14 protein-coding genes and 1 tRNA gene are annotated in these 15,329 nt (G+C 32.9%); 5 read left to right on the top strand and 10 right to left on the bottom strand.

Annotation, left to right across the window (positions count from 1 at the left end; all coding sequences use genetic code 11):
- Window positions 1–156 precede the first annotated feature (156 nt).
- Window positions 157–495, top strand: a complete 339-nt coding sequence (locus tag EBF09_RS04770; protein ID WP_121763994.1) for a hypothetical protein — start codon at window positions 157–159, stop codon at window positions 493–495.
- A 565-nt stretch (window positions 496–1,060) separates the two neighbouring features.
- Here the strand turns inward: EBF09_RS04770 and trpB are convergent.
- From trpB to EBF09_RS04725, 9 genes are all read right to left on the bottom strand, one after another.
- The gene (gene trpB / locus EBF09_RS04765; protein ID WP_121763993.1) at window positions 1,061–2,266 is read right to left on the bottom strand and encodes a tryptophan synthase subunit beta; all 1,206 of its coding nucleotides are present in this window, start codon (window positions 2,264–2,266) and stop codon (window positions 1,061–1,063) included.
- A gap of 12 nt (window positions 2,267–2,278) precedes the next feature.
- Window positions 2,279–3,112, bottom strand: coding sequence for a hypothetical protein (locus EBF09_RS04760; protein WP_121763992.1), 834 nt, complete (start codon window positions 3,110–3,112; stop codon window positions 2,279–2,281).
- Window positions 3,113–3,127: 15 nt separating this feature from the next.
- On the bottom strand, window positions 3,128–4,240 hold the full coding sequence (locus EBF09_RS04755; protein ID WP_121763991.1) for an N-acetylmuramoyl-L-alanine amidase family protein: 1,113 nt from the start codon (window positions 4,238–4,240) through the stop codon (window positions 3,128–3,130).
- The gene (locus tag EBF09_RS04750; RefSeq protein WP_121763990.1) at window positions 4,237–5,328 is read right to left on the bottom strand and encodes a nitronate monooxygenase; all 1,092 of its coding nucleotides are present in this window, start codon (window positions 5,326–5,328) and stop codon (window positions 4,237–4,239) included. Before EBF09_RS04750 ends, EBF09_RS04755 begins: the two co-directional genes overlap by 4 nt.
- A gap of 9 nt (window positions 5,329–5,337) precedes the next feature.
- A complete protein-coding gene (gene tyrS / locus EBF09_RS04745; RefSeq protein ID WP_198672538.1) occupies window positions 5,338–6,546 on the bottom strand; it encodes a tyrosine--tRNA ligase in 1,209 nt (402 codons plus the stop codon).
- Window positions 6,547–6,561: 15 nt separating this feature from the next.
- Window positions 6,562–8,709, bottom strand: coding sequence for a RelA/SpoT family protein (locus EBF09_RS04740; RefSeq protein ID WP_121763988.1), 2,148 nt, complete (start codon window positions 8,707–8,709; stop codon window positions 6,562–6,564).
- A 31-nt stretch (window positions 8,710–8,740) separates the two neighbouring features.
- Window positions 8,741–8,956, bottom strand: a complete 216-nt coding sequence (locus EBF09_RS04735; protein ID WP_121763987.1) for a DNA-directed RNA polymerase subunit omega — start codon at window positions 8,954–8,956, stop codon at window positions 8,741–8,743.
- Window positions 8,957–8,968: 12 nt separating this feature from the next.
- Complete coding sequence (gene pyrH / locus EBF09_RS04730) at window positions 8,969–9,682, bottom strand: UMP kinase (RefSeq protein ID WP_121763986.1); 714 nt, start codon at window positions 9,680–9,682, stop codon at window positions 8,969–8,971.
- 84 nt (window positions 9,683–9,766) lie between these two features.
- Entirely contained in the window at window positions 9,767–10,186 is a 420-nt protein-coding gene (locus EBF09_RS04725) for a hypothetical protein (protein WP_198672536.1), read from the bottom strand.
- Between the two features lie 136 nt (window positions 10,187–10,322).
- On the opposite strand from EBF09_RS04725, the gene EBF09_RS04720 reads away from it, so the two are divergent.
- The 3 genes from EBF09_RS04720 to EBF09_RS04710 all read left to right on the top strand — a co-directional run bounded on the left by EBF09_RS04720 (window position 10,323) and on the right by EBF09_RS04710 (window position 13,219).
- Window positions 10,323–10,413: transfer RNA gene (locus EBF09_RS04720), tRNA-Ser, on the top strand.
- Between the two features lie 128 nt (window positions 10,414–10,541).
- Window positions 10,542–11,924: a cation:dicarboxylate symporter family transporter gene (locus EBF09_RS04715; RefSeq protein WP_232817658.1), complete on the top strand. Its 1,383-nt coding sequence runs from the start codon at window positions 10,542–10,544 to the stop codon at window positions 11,922–11,924.
- A gap of 8 nt (window positions 11,925–11,932) precedes the next feature.
- Window positions 11,933–13,219, top strand: a complete 1,287-nt coding sequence (locus EBF09_RS04710; RefSeq protein ID WP_121763983.1) for an adenosylmethionine--8-amino-7-oxononanoate transaminase — start codon at window positions 11,933–11,935, stop codon at window positions 13,217–13,219.
- Between the two features lie 4 nt (window positions 13,220–13,223).
- Here the strand turns inward: EBF09_RS04710 and EBF09_RS04705 are convergent, their stop codons facing one another.
- Window positions 13,224–14,747 (bottom strand): hypothetical protein, encoded by a 1,524-nt coding sequence (locus tag EBF09_RS04705; protein WP_121763982.1) that lies wholly within the window; start codon window positions 14,745–14,747, stop codon window positions 13,224–13,226.
- A 199-nt stretch (window positions 14,748–14,946) separates the two neighbouring features.
- On the opposite strand from EBF09_RS04705, the gene EBF09_RS04700 reads away from it, so the two are divergent.
- A complete protein-coding gene (locus EBF09_RS04700; protein ID WP_121763981.1) occupies window positions 14,947–15,210 on the top strand; it encodes a hypothetical protein in 264 nt (87 codons plus the stop codon).
- Window positions 15,211–15,329 lie beyond the last annotated feature (119 nt).

The raw sequence follows: 15,329 nt of genomic DNA, 5'->3' as shown, positions 1-15,329 counted from the left end.
GGTAAAGTATTATTATCTATATTTCTAGCTAAGACTAATTGATTAGATAAGAGTATAGAAGCTACTATGCTAATGCTTAATGTCCTTTTGAAATTTGCTTTATTTATTTTTACCATAATTTCTCCTTTTTATATTTGACAATTCATTAGATTCTTTGTGTTTGGATTAAAATATAAAGAATCTAGTAGAGGATTCATAAATGGGGAAAAGAATCCTCTAGTAGATTCTTTAGAAGTTTTATTTGTCACTGCGAGAGATTTAGCTTGTGGCAGTCTAAAGGAACTCTTAGAAAATATTGCTATGTCTTTATTCAAAAGTAATTCTCTTAGGCGGGAAGTGGGAGCCCTAAAACTGCAAGCAGTTTTGTCCCAACCGCCACGAGAATTCTTTTGCAATAAAGACTCTTTAGATTTATATTTGTTTGCAATAGCATTTAGGTTTGCACTTTGTTTTGGTTCTAGTAATGACAATGTGGAGGAATACTCTTTATTGTAAGAAAATTTATTGAAAGGTAAGGGAAGAATTTGCTTGTCAAATTCAGGTATCCTACTCTCCTTGAAAGAAATTTTTTTAAATAAAGAGTATGGTGCAATAAATGAAATAAAAGGCAATACTACTTTATATAAAAAGCGATTTTATTCGTGGCGGTGTGATCCCTGAATTTGACAAGCAAATTCTTCCCAAGCCACTCTCAAAATGCTTTTTATATAAAGTAAGAATTGATTCTTTAAAGATAGTTTAGAATTATCAACAATATTAATAGATTGCCACGCAAATACTAACGCATTTACTCGCAATGACAGGTGGAGGGATGTAAGTTTTGTGTATATATATGTATAAAAAGTAAAAGAAGGGGTTAATAAAGAGCTAGAATGCCCCCCCCCCCGCACTATTTTAGTAAAGAGTGGATTATAAGAGATTATTTTATTCACAAATTCCCCCATTTGTTTTTTATTTGTTCTTAGAAAATATAAATATTAAATTATAAAAATTAATATTTTAAATTTCGCAATTTTACTTTATATATTATTAAAATTTTCTTTTATATATGAATTTAATTTTACTCTCCATATCCATATTTTTCTACAATAAAATCAAGATCCTTATCACCTCTACCACTTAGATTCACTAAGATCTTTTTACCCTTTAAACTAGGAGCAATTTTTAAAGCATAGGCAAGTGCATGGCTTGATTCAATAGCAGGAATAATGCCCTCTTGACGACTTAGCTTAAAAAAAGCTTCTATGGCTTCATCATCTCTAATTGTTGCTACCTTTGTCCTACCTATGCTATGCAAATAAGCATGTTCTGGCCCTACACTTGGATAATCAAGCCCACTAGCTACACTATAAACGGGAGCTGGATTGCCCTCTGTATCCTTTAGCATCATAGAATTAAATCCATGCATAACCCCCTCACTTCCATAGCTTAAGCTTGCTGCATGCTCTCCAAATCCACTCCCTTTTCCTAAGGGTTCAATCCCTACAAGCTCCACAGGATCATCTACAAATGCACTAAAAATCCCCATAGCATTGCTACCTCCACCCACACAAGCCACAACAAAGTCTGGAAGCTCTCCGCTCATTTTCAAAAACTGCTCTTTAGCTTCCACTCCTACAATCGCTTGAAAATCTCTGACCATTTTAGGAAAAGGATGAGGACCTACTACTGAACCTATCGCATAAATAGAATTTTCCATATCTTTTAAATAGGCTTCAAATGCACTATCTACGGCTTCTTTGAGTGTCTTTGCACCATGAGTTACTGGGATTACCTTAGCCCCTAAAATCTTCATACGCACAACATTAGGATGCTCTTTTAAAATATCTACTTCACCCATATAAATTTCACATTCTAGCCCAAAATAAGCTGCTGCAGTGGCTAGGGCAACTCCATGTTGTCCTGCACCTGTTTCTGCGATTAATTTCTTTTTACCCATAAATTTTGCTAAAAGGGCTTCCCCCATGCAATGATTAAGCTTATGTGCTCCTGTATGGTTTAAATCCTCTCGTTTTAGATAAATCCCTGCTCCCCCATAAGCTTTTGTAAGATTATGGGCAAAATAAATAGGTGTAGGGCGTCCTTGAAAATGTTCTCTAATTTTTCTTAGTTCTGCTATAAAATCACTATTTTGTGCAATCAAGTTATAAGAATCATTAATTTCTTGCATTGCAATTTTTATTTTTTCATCTACAAAGCTACCGCCAAATTTTCCAAAAAATCCTTCTTCGTTTGGAAATTCCTTTAAATAAGGTTTATTTTGCATTTTTATTCCTTTTTAGATTTTTGTTGTTAATTTCATCATCCAAGCATTGCACCAACCAAATAGCACAAGCGCATAAAAAGCTTTTCTTATTTCAAAATAGGCTTCCCCATCAACATTCATATAGGTAGCACCCAACATAATAATAGCCAAAATCACTAATAAAAAGAAGTTAAAAAACTCATAAGAGTTTAAAAAATTTCTTCTCTTAAAAGCAAAAAAACATAAAATTAAAATCCCCAAAACAAAAAGAATAAAATCAAAATACCCCAAAACTCCACTTTTAAAAAAAGGTGTAATACCAAAGGCAAACAAAGTTCCTATGATAATATTAAAGCTTGGCTGGGTTAAATGCAAGATTCTCCCAAGCTGTGTATTTTTATCAAAAGAAAGATTAAATAGATAAATAACACTAGGAAAAACAACTAATAATAAATAACAACCATAATCCAACACCCTTTGATAATTACTTTTATAAAATACATCCTCTTGCATAAGCTTTAAAGAATCTTCTAAAGAAAAACCATCAAAATAGGTTCTTTGAAACACAAAAAGCTCATGGTATAAAAAAGCAACAAATAAAACTAAGGCTAAGCCAATTACAAAGCTGTAAATTTTAGGTAAATGTGATACAAAAATACGCACTAGATGAAAAGCACTCACAATAACACCACTCGCAATTAATACTATCTCTATACTAAAATACACTCCATTTGGCTGCGTTACTAGCCTAAACATTTGCTTAAAATCTCCTGCAAATCCCGCTAAAAATAACATCAAGATTGTAAAAAGTGCAAATACAAAAAATAAAGAAGAAAAAATAAGTTGCGGAAATGTTATCTTTTTCATAAATTTACCTTAAAATCATGGATTTTTAGCAAAATACCCATCAATGCCATCTGCAATCCCTTGTGCTATATCTTTTTGAAAGGCACTTTGGTTTAATCTTTTGCCCTCATTAGGATGTGTAAGATACCCAACCTCAAGTAAAATAGAGGGCATTAAAGCACCCACTAAAACCCAAAAAGGCCCCTCTCTAACACCTCCATCTGTAACTTTATATTTAGGTTTTAAATTTTGCAACATACCATATTGCACATCAATAGCAAGACGATTAGAAGCAATGATTTTTTGTGTATTTAGAGTATTTAAAAAAGATTGTTTTGAAAAATAAGTCATAACTTCTGTATCGTCTTTATTTTCTAATGCAGCTACTTTTTTAGCACGCTCACTCCTAGCAGTAGAGAGAAAATAGCTCTCAATCCCTTGTAATTTTTCTTTATTTTCTGCTACTGCATTTGCATGGATAGAAACAAACAAATCCGCTTCTTTTTGATTAGCAAATTTGGTTCTTTCTCGCAAACTAATAAATTTATCCTTATCCCTTGTCATATACACTAAATACCCACGCCTTGCAAGCTCATCTTTTAAATATTTGCCGATATTTAACACAATCTTTTTTTCACATACTTTGCTCACACCCACTGCACCACAATCCTTGCCCCCATGCCCTGGGTCAATCACCACTACTTTTCTTTTAATACTCGTTTGTGTATTTTTAATATTTGTAGCTCTTTTAGGAGTTTCAAACAAAGAAGTAATTGAAGGGGTATTTTGCATACTCTTTGCATTTAAAATCGTGAAATTTGCTTGTTTTTTTGAAGCTGTGAGTGTGATTTTTTGCTGTTTGTTGCTAGAAACTACAATCCTCACCCTATCTTTAGAATTTTGTGCGATTTTAACTTGTATCTCTTTTTGAAATTTAAAGTTTTTTGCACTTCCCAAAAGTTCTGCATTTACATCATAAACATAGCGAAATTCTTGCTTATTTTGCAAAATAAAGCTTTTAAAATCTTTTTCTGTGATGTTTTGGTTAAAATTTAAAAGCACTCCATTTTGCGTTTGCTTTATAGAGATTATTTTTACATCCGCAAACAAAAAAAGATTAAAAAAGCACAAAAAAACTAAAAATCTCATTTTCTTGTTAGCTCATCAATAATTTCTTGGACACTTGTGATTTTATCAATTCTATATCCATTTGCTCCTGTAAAATATAAACCACTCTCTGCATTGCCTAGATACCCATCGCCTAGTCCATCTGCTATACAATAGCCCACCTTTTTGGCTTCCTGTCCTCTATGGCAAGGAGATACACAATTACTAATGCAAGCAATCTTTGGTGCTCTTCCCTCTCTTAAAGCCTTAATCACACCTGTAACAATCGCTCTTGCAGGATAACCTACTGGAGATTTAATAAGCTCAATATCTTCTTTTTTAATTCTTGGCATAAGTTCATTATAATAAGTCGCATCACACTCTCTTGCACCCAAAAAGCGTGTTCCCATCTGCACTCCACTTGCACCTAATGCCATAATTCTATCAATATCTTCTCTATCCCAAATTCCACCTGCTGCAATAATTGGCATATCTCCCCACTTTTTAGCCTCTTCTACTACTTGAGGGACGATAGCTTCTAGTTGATGCTCTTCTTTAAAACAATCCTCATAACTAACCCCTTGATGTCCTCCACTAAGGGGTCCCTCTACAATCACTGCATCAGGAATCCTTTTATATCTTCCCTCCCAACGCTTGCATAAGATTCTTAATGCTTTAGCAGAAGATACAATAGGGATTAAAGCAACATTAGGAAAATTATTTGTAAATTCTGGCATATTTGTAGGAAGTCCCGCACCCGTAATAATCATATTTGCACCTGCTTCGCAAGCATCTCTTACTACTCTTCCATATTCATTAATCGCATAAAGAATATTTGCTCCAAGTGGATTTTGACCACAAATCTTCCTTGCATTTTTAAAAATTTCAAATAAAGATTCTTTGGAATAAAAATTAATTGTATCAAAGGGGCGATTTTTAATGGTTTTTTGGATAAAAGCACTTCTTTTATAATATCCTGTGCCTACACAAGAGATAATTCCCATAGCACCCGTTTTAGATACACTTCCTGCAAGTCTATCCCAACTAATCCCAACTCCCATTCCGCCTTGAAAAATAGGAATAGGAATCGTATATTTTCCAATTTTTAAAGGTTTTAATTCCACTGCCATATATTTCCTTTATTCAATGATAATTTTTGCAAACTTTCTTTTGCCTACTTGTGCAATATATTCACCCTTTTGGAGTGTGCTTTTTTCATCTTGCACTTTTTCTCCATTAAGCTTGACACCACCTTGCTTGATAGCCCTTAGTGCTTCTGAAGTAGAAACACACAATCCACAATCCTTTAAAATCTGTGCTATCCAAATACCACTCTCTTTATTAAAGGTAGGTATATCACTTGGCACCTCATCTTTAGAAAATACCTTAATAAACTCCTCTTGTGCCTCTTTGGCTTTCTCTTTATCATAATAACGCGTAATAATTTCTAGTGCTAAATCTTCTTTAACTTTTTTAGGATGCAAACTCCCCTTTTCCACACCCTCTTTTAACTCTTTGATTTCTTGCAAACTTTTTGTGCTTAAAAGCTCATAATAACGCCACATAAGAGTATCTGAAATACTTAATAATCTTCCAAACATTTCTTTGGGCTCTTGAGTAATGCCTACATAATTTCCTAAACTCTTACTCATCTTATGCACGCCATCTAGCCCTTCTAAAAGTGGCACCATTACAACAGATTGTTCTTTACTAAGCCCATAAGCTCTTTGCAAATGTCTTCCCATTAAAAGATTGAATTTTTGATCCGTTCCTCCAAACTCTATATCGCAATTTAGCGCAACTGAATCATAACCTTGCAACAATGGATAGAAAAATTCTACAATACTAATGGGGCTTTGAGATTTAAAACGCTTTTCAAAATCATCTCTTTCTAGCATTCTAGCCACTGAAAACTTGGCTGAAAGCTCTATCATACCACGCGTTCCAAGCTCATTTAGCCATTTTGAATTAAAAACAATCTCCATTTTTGAAGAATCTAAAACCTTATAAACTTGCTCTTCATAAGTTTTTGCATTTGCTAACACTTGTTCGCGACTTAGAGGTTTTCTTGTCTCACTTTTACCGGATGGATCTCCTATCATTCCTGTAAAATCACCGATTAGAAAATAAACTTTTGCACCATATTTTTGAAAAGTAGCAAGTTTTTGCAAAAGCACGGTATGTCCTAAATGTAAATCGGGAGCCGTAGGATCAAAACCTGCCTTAATTGTGAAAGTTTTGCCTTCTTTAAAATAAGATTCTACTAACTTTACAATATAATCCCAACCAATAATCTCTTGTGTTCCTCGTTTAATCTCTTCTAAAGCAAGTTTAATTTGTTCATCTATATTCATTTTTACTCCTTAATTTGCATACGCATCTTTTAACGCATAAATATCAACAATCTTATAATGGCTACCTAGTAATGCCCTAATTTCCTTAATATCATTAATACTTGTTTCAAAGCGTAACTCACAATGAGTCATATAAGTATTTTTCTGCGATCCAAGCTCCACACCCAAAACATTAATATCGCGTTTTGCCAAGAATTGCAAGAAATTTGCCAAAACACCTTTTTGATTTTCTAATGCAACAATAAGCTTATAGATATGTAATTTATCTGGAAGCCAATCCACATAAAGCATTTTAACACCTTTTTGTATCTCTAAATACGCCCTATCACAAAGCTTATGGTGCACAAAGGCTTTAGATCCACTTTTAAATGCAATAATTGCATCGCCAAATTTTGGATGGCAACAATAATCAAATACTGCTTGATTAATCGTGTGATTTGTATGGATTACTAAGTTATCAAAATGCAATTCCTTAAGCTTTAAAATTCTAATTTTAATCTGCTCCAAAAATCCTGCATTTTGGCGGTAGTGGTTTTTAATACGATTTTTAATATCTTTTAAAAAAGTAATATCTTTTGCAGCCTTATAAATGCCTTCATCCATTCCATTAGACTTCACAAAGCTTTCAATCTCTTCTGCACTCTTACCAAAAATGGTTGCAATAATATTAATCGTGCTTAGGCGTTCAATCTCTTTAATCCTTGAAGCACAATTGCTTTTAATTTGACTTTTTGCCCTTGAGGTCTTCACAGCATCCATCCAAGAGCATCGTAAAATGGGATCCTTTGCTTTAATAATTTTTACAATATCACCACTTTTTAAAGTTGTAAGCAGGGAAGTTTTTTGATTATTTACATAAGCTTCTTTAGCACAATTCCCCACATCTGTATGCACTGCATAAGCAAAATCCAAAACTACTGCACCAATAGGAAGCGAATAGTTATCCCCTTCTGGAGAAAACACAACAATATCTTCACGATACAAATCATTTTTTACAAGTTCATAAAACTCTTCGGCTGAATTATTTTTAAATTGTAATTTATTGAGCCAATCAAGACTAGGGCCACTATTACCACCTGTTTTATATTTCCAATGTGCTGCTATCCCATATTCTGCACTTTTATGCATATCTTCTGTTCTAATTTGCACTTCAAAAATAGCAGAATCATCAAAAAGTGTGCTATGAATTGTTTGGTATCCATTTTCCTTTGGCAGTGCAATATAGTCTTTAAAACGCGACATAATGGGCTTAAACTGCAAATGCAAAATCCCTAAAGCCTTATAACAATCTAAATCATTTTTAACAATCACTCTAACTGCAAGTAAATCTAGCACTTCATCAATAGAAATACCCTTTCTTTGCATTTTAAGGTAAATAGAATAATGCCTTTTTACCCTACTTGCTAACATAAAATCTTTTTCTGGAATCCCCCCTTGAATAAGACTTTTTTTAAGCTTTTGTATAAAGGCATTTAGCTTTAATTGTATGGCTTGTTTATGGCTTGCAAAATAATCATTGATTTTTTTATATTCACTAGGAAAAATATAATAAAAACTCCTATCTTCTAACTCATTTTTTAATGAGGAAATCCCAAGCCTATGTGCGATAGGTGCATAAACCACAAGTGTTTCTTCAGAGATTCTTCTCTGTTTGTTGGGAGGAAGTGCATCTAAAGTTAGCATATTATGCATTCTATCACATAGCTTAACCACCAAAACACGCACATCTTTTACAGAGGTAATTAGCATTTTTCTAAAACTAAGTGCAGCAACCACTAGCTTTTCATTAGAATAAGAAGAAGGCAACTCTTCTGCTCTAATGGCAACAATCTTTGTAAGCCCATCTACCAAAGAAGCTACATCTTCTCCATAGTCCCTTCGCACATCTTCTAAAGTATAATCAGTATCTTCTACAACATCATGCAAAAGTGCAGCACATACCATAACTTCATCACCACCAAAATAAGCCACAATACAAGAAACAAGCAAAGGATGGACGATGTAAGGCTCTCCGCTCCTTCTTTTTTGATTCTGATGGGCTTTGGTGGCAAAATCAATGGCATTCTGTATGTTTGGAGTGATTTCTATCATTCCACACAATAGCTCTAAAGCCTTTTGTGGATTATTAATTTGTGCAACTTTTACAAAAAACTCCAAACAACTACCCTCATTTTTCTTTAAACAAAAATTATTTTTGCTCTTCTACTTTTTCTAAGCCGATCTTACCTTCTGCCACTTCTAAAAGCGCAATATCAGAAAGCTTATGGATTTTTACATCCTTATTAACAAGAGGTTTAGCCCCACGACTTAGTTCATCAATTCTTGCAAAAAGAATATTAGACAATAAATATCTATCAAAATTTACTTTTTCTAATGCCTTAGATGCGATTTCTTCTGTTCTCATTTTTACTCCTTTTTAATTTGATACAATTGAATAGATAGCGTTTTTATCTTCTTGAATAATTTTCAAAAGATTCCCTGCTTTAAACATATTACAAACCACGATAGGAAGTGCATTATCTTTTGCCAATGCAATCGCTGTATCGTCCATTACTTTAATATTATCTTTTAAGGCTTGATCATAGCTTATTTTTTCTAGCATTTTTGCATCTTCAAATTTGCAAGGATCTTTGTCATAAACGCCATCTACTTTCGTAGCTTTGATAATCATTTGTGCTTCAATCTCTACTGCACGCAAAGTTGCAGCAGTATCTGTGGTAAAAAATGGATTCCCCGTTCCTGCTACAAAGATTACCACACGCCCTTTTTCAAAATGCCTTACTGCTCTTCTATAAATGTAAGTTTCACACACTTCTTTAATCTCTAAAGCACTCTGCACCCTAACATCAATTCCATGGTGCTCTAAAGCCTCTTGCATAGCCACTCCGTTGATTACGGTTGCTAGCATTCCCATATAATCGCCACTTGTTCTTTTAATCAATCCACCTTGTGAGGCTGAAACTCCACGAATAAAATTCCCACCACCTATCACAATTCCTACTTCAATTCCATTATCCACTAAAGCTTTAAGCTCTAATGCAATGTAATTTAGTATTTCACTCTCTATACCAAAGCCCGTTTTTCCCGAAAGTGCTTCACCAGAAAATTTTACTAAAACTCGTTTTGACATTATTAATATTAACCTCTAAATATTTAATTTTATAAAAAACTGCTTATTATATTTAAAAATTACTTACGAATAAGTAAAAGCAATTCATTCCCTTTTTTCTTGATTTTTTCTTAAGCTTTCTATTTGTTTTTCTTGGTGTTTATAAGCCCTATCTATTAGCTCTTGTGGATTATTTTTATTTGGATTTTTAGGCAAATCTTTACGATTATAGAAATTTTCAAAAAATTCTGTATGCCTCTTTAATCCCTCATTATAAGAATCTGTTTTGGAAGATTTTATATTTTGATTGTGTAATTCTTGGCTTAAGCGATTTAATTTTGCTTTTTGCTCTTCTTTAAGTTTATTTTTTAAAGCTTCTTCTTCCGCACTCTTTTTTGTAATATTTTCTTCCAAAATCTCTTTAGAAGCTTCTTTTGTTGCACTTTTAGGGTTTTCATCAAAACAAGCACTTAAAAACAATCCCGCTAAACACAATAAAACTCTAAAAACCAAAAACAACCTCATAAACTTTATAGTCAAACTACTTATTTTACTTTAAAGTTTGCAAAATATCATTTAAACTTGCAAAAATTAAGAGATTTTTTAAGTTAGATGAGTATAATTCCATCTTTCTACTTCAAATAGAAAAGATTACAAGCAAGGACAGATGGGTGAGTTGGCTGAAACCACATCCCTGCTAAGGATGCGTAGTCGCAAGATTACCGAGAGTTCGAATCTCTCTCTGTCCGCCACTTGAATAATGCAAATTTTTCTCTTTTTAGCCAAAAAATCCACAAATAAAATCCTAAACAAGATAATTTTAAAATAATTTCTGCTAGATTCAGCATTTTAAAATGCAACACTTAAATTCTAAGGTAAAATAATGAATAATTTTCTTCAAAATTTCTTATCGCTCTCCTCATGGCAAACTTGGCTTTCTTTGCTTGTGTTGAGTATTATTTTTTGTGTGATTTATAAAATGAAAAAGGCAAATATAAATTTTTCTATGCGAATGCTTTTTTCTTTAGTTATAGGTTTAATCCTTGGTTTTTCATTGCAATATCTTAACAATTACCCCCAAAAAGAAGAATTGCAAAATATTATTTGGCTAAAAGAATTTCAAACTTGGCTTAGTTTTGTAAATCTAGCATTTATTGGACTTATTAAAATGCTTGTGATTCCGCTTATTAGCATTTCTATTATTAAAGTGATTATAGATATAGGAAAAGATATTAAAATCTCCTCGCTCCTTAGCTATTCAGTCTTTTGGCTACTTTTAAGCACAGCTATTGCTGCAAGTATTGGTGTGTTTTTGGGCTGGTATTTTGAACTGGGTGCATTTTTTAACTCCTCTATGCAAGGAAAAGAGATTAGAGAAGTAGCAAGCTTAAGTCAAATTCTTTTAGGCTTAATCCCTAGCAATATCATTAATTCTATGAGTAAGGATAATATCATTGCTGTGGTTATTTTTGCCTTTTTTGTGGGCTTTAGTGCAAGAACACTTTACAAACAAGAAGGCAAAGAACAGCACCAAACCTTTAGCAACCTAGTAAATTCGCTTTATAAAATTATTATGAATATGGCAGATTTTATTATGAGCTTGATGCCTTATGCTGTTGTCTGTATGATAGCAAATGTGCTTATTTCTAATGGATTTTCTGCCATTAAAACCGCAGGGCTTTTTATAGGTTTAATCTATTTATGTATGGTAATTATGTTTTTAGTGCATTTTTTAATGCTTTTAAGTGTAGGATTAAATCCACTCATTTATGCTAAAAAGGCATTTTCAGTTTGGCTTTTTGCTTTTAGTTCAAGATCTTCTGTTGGCACACTTCCGCTAAATATCGCAACTTTGCAAAACAAGCTTGGTGTAAGTTCTAGTGTAGCAAACTTCGTCCCCTCCATTGGCACTACAATGGGCTTAAATGGCTGTGCGGGATATTTTCCTGCACTTGCTGCTGTGTTTATTGCTTATAGTATTGGTGCTCCTATTGATTTTAATTTTGTGGTTATGGTGATTTTAATTGCAATTTTAGGCTCTATTGGAATTGCAGGAGTGCCCGGCAGTGCGACAATGGCAGCTTCTATTATGCTTACTGGGATTGGCTTTGGAGAATATTTTGGGCTTTTAACACTTATTTTAGCCATTGATCCAATCATTGATATGGCACGCACTGCTAGCAATGTATCGGGTGCTATGAGTGCTGCAATCTGCACGGATAAAAATCTAAAACTTTTAGATGAAAAGGTTTATGAAAGTTAGGATAAATTATGGAAAATGAAGCATTAATTTTAGAAGATTTAAAATACATTTGGCACCCTTGCACGCAAATGCATGATCATTTGCAAAATATCCCGCTAATCCCCATACAAAAAGCAAGCGGAATGTATTTATATGATTTTAATGGAAACAAATATTTAGATTGCATCTCTTCATGGTGGGTAAATATCTTTGGGCATTCACACCCTTATATCAATCAAAAGCTAAAAGAGCAAATTGACACGCTAGAGCATATTATTTTTGCTGGTTTTACACATAAGCCCATTATCAGCCTCTCTTCACGCCTTATTAATATGTTAGATTCTAAGCTTAGCAAATGCTTTTATGCAGATAATGGTTCTAGTGCGATTGAAGTGGCACTTAAGATGGCTTATGCTTCTTGTGTATTAAGGGGTAAAAGAGGGAGCAAATTCATCTCTTTAGAAAATGCCTATCATGGAGAAACCATAGGCGCTTTAAGTGTGGGCGATGTGGGGATTTATAAAGAAGTTTATGAGCCTATTTTGCTTCAAACTTTAAAGGTTAAAGAACCAAAAGGCGAAGACTTTGAAGAATCTTTAAATTCTCTAAAAGAGATTATAAAATCCCATAAAGATGAGATTGTGGCATTCATACTAGAGCCTTTAATCCAATGTGCTGGAAATATGAATATGTATAGTGCAAAATTTGTCTATGAAGCTACAAAGCTTTGCCAAGAAAATGGAATCTATGTAATTTTTGATGAAATTGCGGTTGGGTTTGGACGCACGGGAAGTATGTTTGCACATAAGCAGTGTGGAGTAGTGCCTGATTTTCTTTGCTTAAGCAAAGGGATTAGTGGGGGATATTTGCCTTTATCAGTTGTAATTGTAGGAGAAGAGATTTATAATCTTTTTTATGCTCCTTATGAAGAACACAAAGCCTTTTTACACTCCCATTCCTATACAGGAAATGCCCTTGCTTGTGCTTGTGCGAATGCGGTTTTGGATTTGTTTAGCAAAGAAAATGTGATAGAACAAAACAAAATTACAAGTGCTTATATTTGGGAGAGTATGCAAAGCCTAAGAGAGTTTAACTTTGTAAAAAATATGCGGATTTGTGGAATGGTGTTTGCCTTTGATTTAGAAGGTTTTGGCAATACACGAAAAGGACTAGAAGTCTTTAATGCAGGGCTTAAAAAGGGATTGTTACTCCGCCCTTTAGGCAATACTATCTATCTTATGCCCCCCTATATCATCACAAAAGAGCAAATTAGCTATATTGCCACTTCTTTAAAAGAGATTTTAAGCACTTTTTAGGTGTTTAAACCTCCCATTCAAATTTAGGCCTTAGTTTATCTTCTTCTTTAAATTGTAACTTTTCTAAATTGTCTAAATTTATAATTTTATAAAGATTATTGACTGTTATTGTAGAGCCATCGTATTTGTTTAAAATAAAAGCACTTTTGCCATTGCTAAAGATTTCTTTTTGGATAAATTTCACTCCTAAATCTGCTAAAGAGATGATAGAGCCATTTTGTTCTATTCCTATTTCTCTAAAATCTAGTTTGTTTAGTTCTTCTTCACTTGTAGTGCTTGCTTCACTCATCATTGAAGCTCTTTGGTTATTATCGGTTAGGTTAAATTCTCCCTTGCTTGAATAAAGCTCACTAATGCGTTGTGTCTTTCCTGAAATAAAATGTAAAGTGATAGAGCCATCTTTATTAAGTTGCATTCCATTTACTGAATCTAGCCCACCATCTAGTGCATCTGCATATTGTTGCATAGTTTTAGGATTATTAATTCCAAGATAGACTTCTTTAAATTTACTCTCACTAAATGCCATTCCACTAACTACTTGAAATTCTCTCTCAATTGCTAGTTTATTACCAAAGCTATTTCCTTCTTTAGAATAATAATTATGATACATTAAATTAAAACGATCTTTTATATTTCCTGCTGTGGCATATGCTGGATATTTCCCTTGTAAGCTTTCTTTAGCTTCTTGTGTAGTAGTGCCTACCATAGAAAATCGCTCTAATCTTGTAGCTCCACTTAATGTCTTATCCATAAAAGCAAAGTTAAAATTATTCATAAGCACATCATTTACATATTGTGTAACTCCATTTTTATCTTTATAGCTTTTAGTTAAATCAATATAGCCATTTTCATCGCCATATGTGTTAAAAAGCTTTTTAATATCCTCTTCTTTTACTTTTTTATAGCTTTCTTCTGCTCTAAAAAGGCTAGTGCCTGATTGTAATCTTCCTTTGTCGTGTTTGTCAATATCTTTTTGTGTGGTAACAAACTCTGATAAATCAAGAGAGCTATATACATCACTAAGCTTATAGATAAACTCTTCTCCTTCTTTATTGACACCTTTTATTTTTAGCTTATCAAAGTATTTATCACTAGAATCTAAAAATCCATCTTGATTAATATCTAAATTAATAAGCTGTCCCATATAGCTTAAACCACCCACACCATATTTGTCATTATCATCTTCTAAGTCTAAAAAAACTTCCACTTTACCAATGGAAGTTTCAAGGTATTTGTCTTTGCCTTTTGGGGTGAAGATTGTGCTATTTTCTAGTGTTGTTACTCTTTGAATACTCTCTTCTTGTGCATTACTAGAAAAATAGTGCTTCTTATCATAAGCATAAGCACCCACGCCCACAAAAGTTCCTGAGCCTAAAATTGATGTTACCTTTGATAAAAGCTCTCCCTTTTTAATCATTTCTTCTAAGTTTTCTGAAGTTGCTATGGAAGAAATATTAGAAACCTTATTATTTATGTTTTCTATCGTATTTAAACTAAGAGTAGAGAGTTTTAGTTTTCCCACTTCCATCACCAAGCTCCTTTTTATAAATAATCTATAAAGTAGATCGGTAAAAATAATCATTTCTTTATAAATTTTATGAAACTTACAAGAGAGATTTTTTAAAATTATTACAATTTGTTACAAGAAAAGAAGGTTGTAGATTTACAAAAAGTGTAAATTTTAGCTATAATTTATCTAAAAGCAAAAGAAAGCTATAAGGATAAAAATGACAAATGCTATTATGCTTCAATCTCAAAATGGCTTTACTTTAACAAGCGAAATCATTAGCTCTTTAAAAGAGCTTTTTGGCGATAAAATTAGCGTAGTGGAACTTAATAGCGATATGATTGAAGCTATGCAAAGCAATTTAAAAGAGGATGATATTCTAAGATTACAAGATATAGTTAAAAGACTTGAAAACAAGGAATTAAAGCTTTATTCTGAAAGAGAATTTGCTAATAAACTAGAGCAAAAAGGTTATATTTGGTAATTTATTATTCTAGTGAGTTTTTAAGTGGTTTAGAAAACATAGCTATCGCAAAAATAAAGAGCTATTAATAAAGAATGATCCCTTTTTCAATCAAGGATAATTCCATAGAAATTCTTGCA

Source organism: Helicobacter burdigaliensis (genome assembly GCF_003670295.1).
GTDB lineage: Bacteria > Campylobacterota > Campylobacteria > Campylobacterales > Helicobacteraceae > Helicobacter_D > Helicobacter_D burdigaliensis.
The sequence above is the reverse complement of the archived record's forward strand: the minus strand, read 5'-3'. Positions and strand labels throughout refer to the sequence as shown.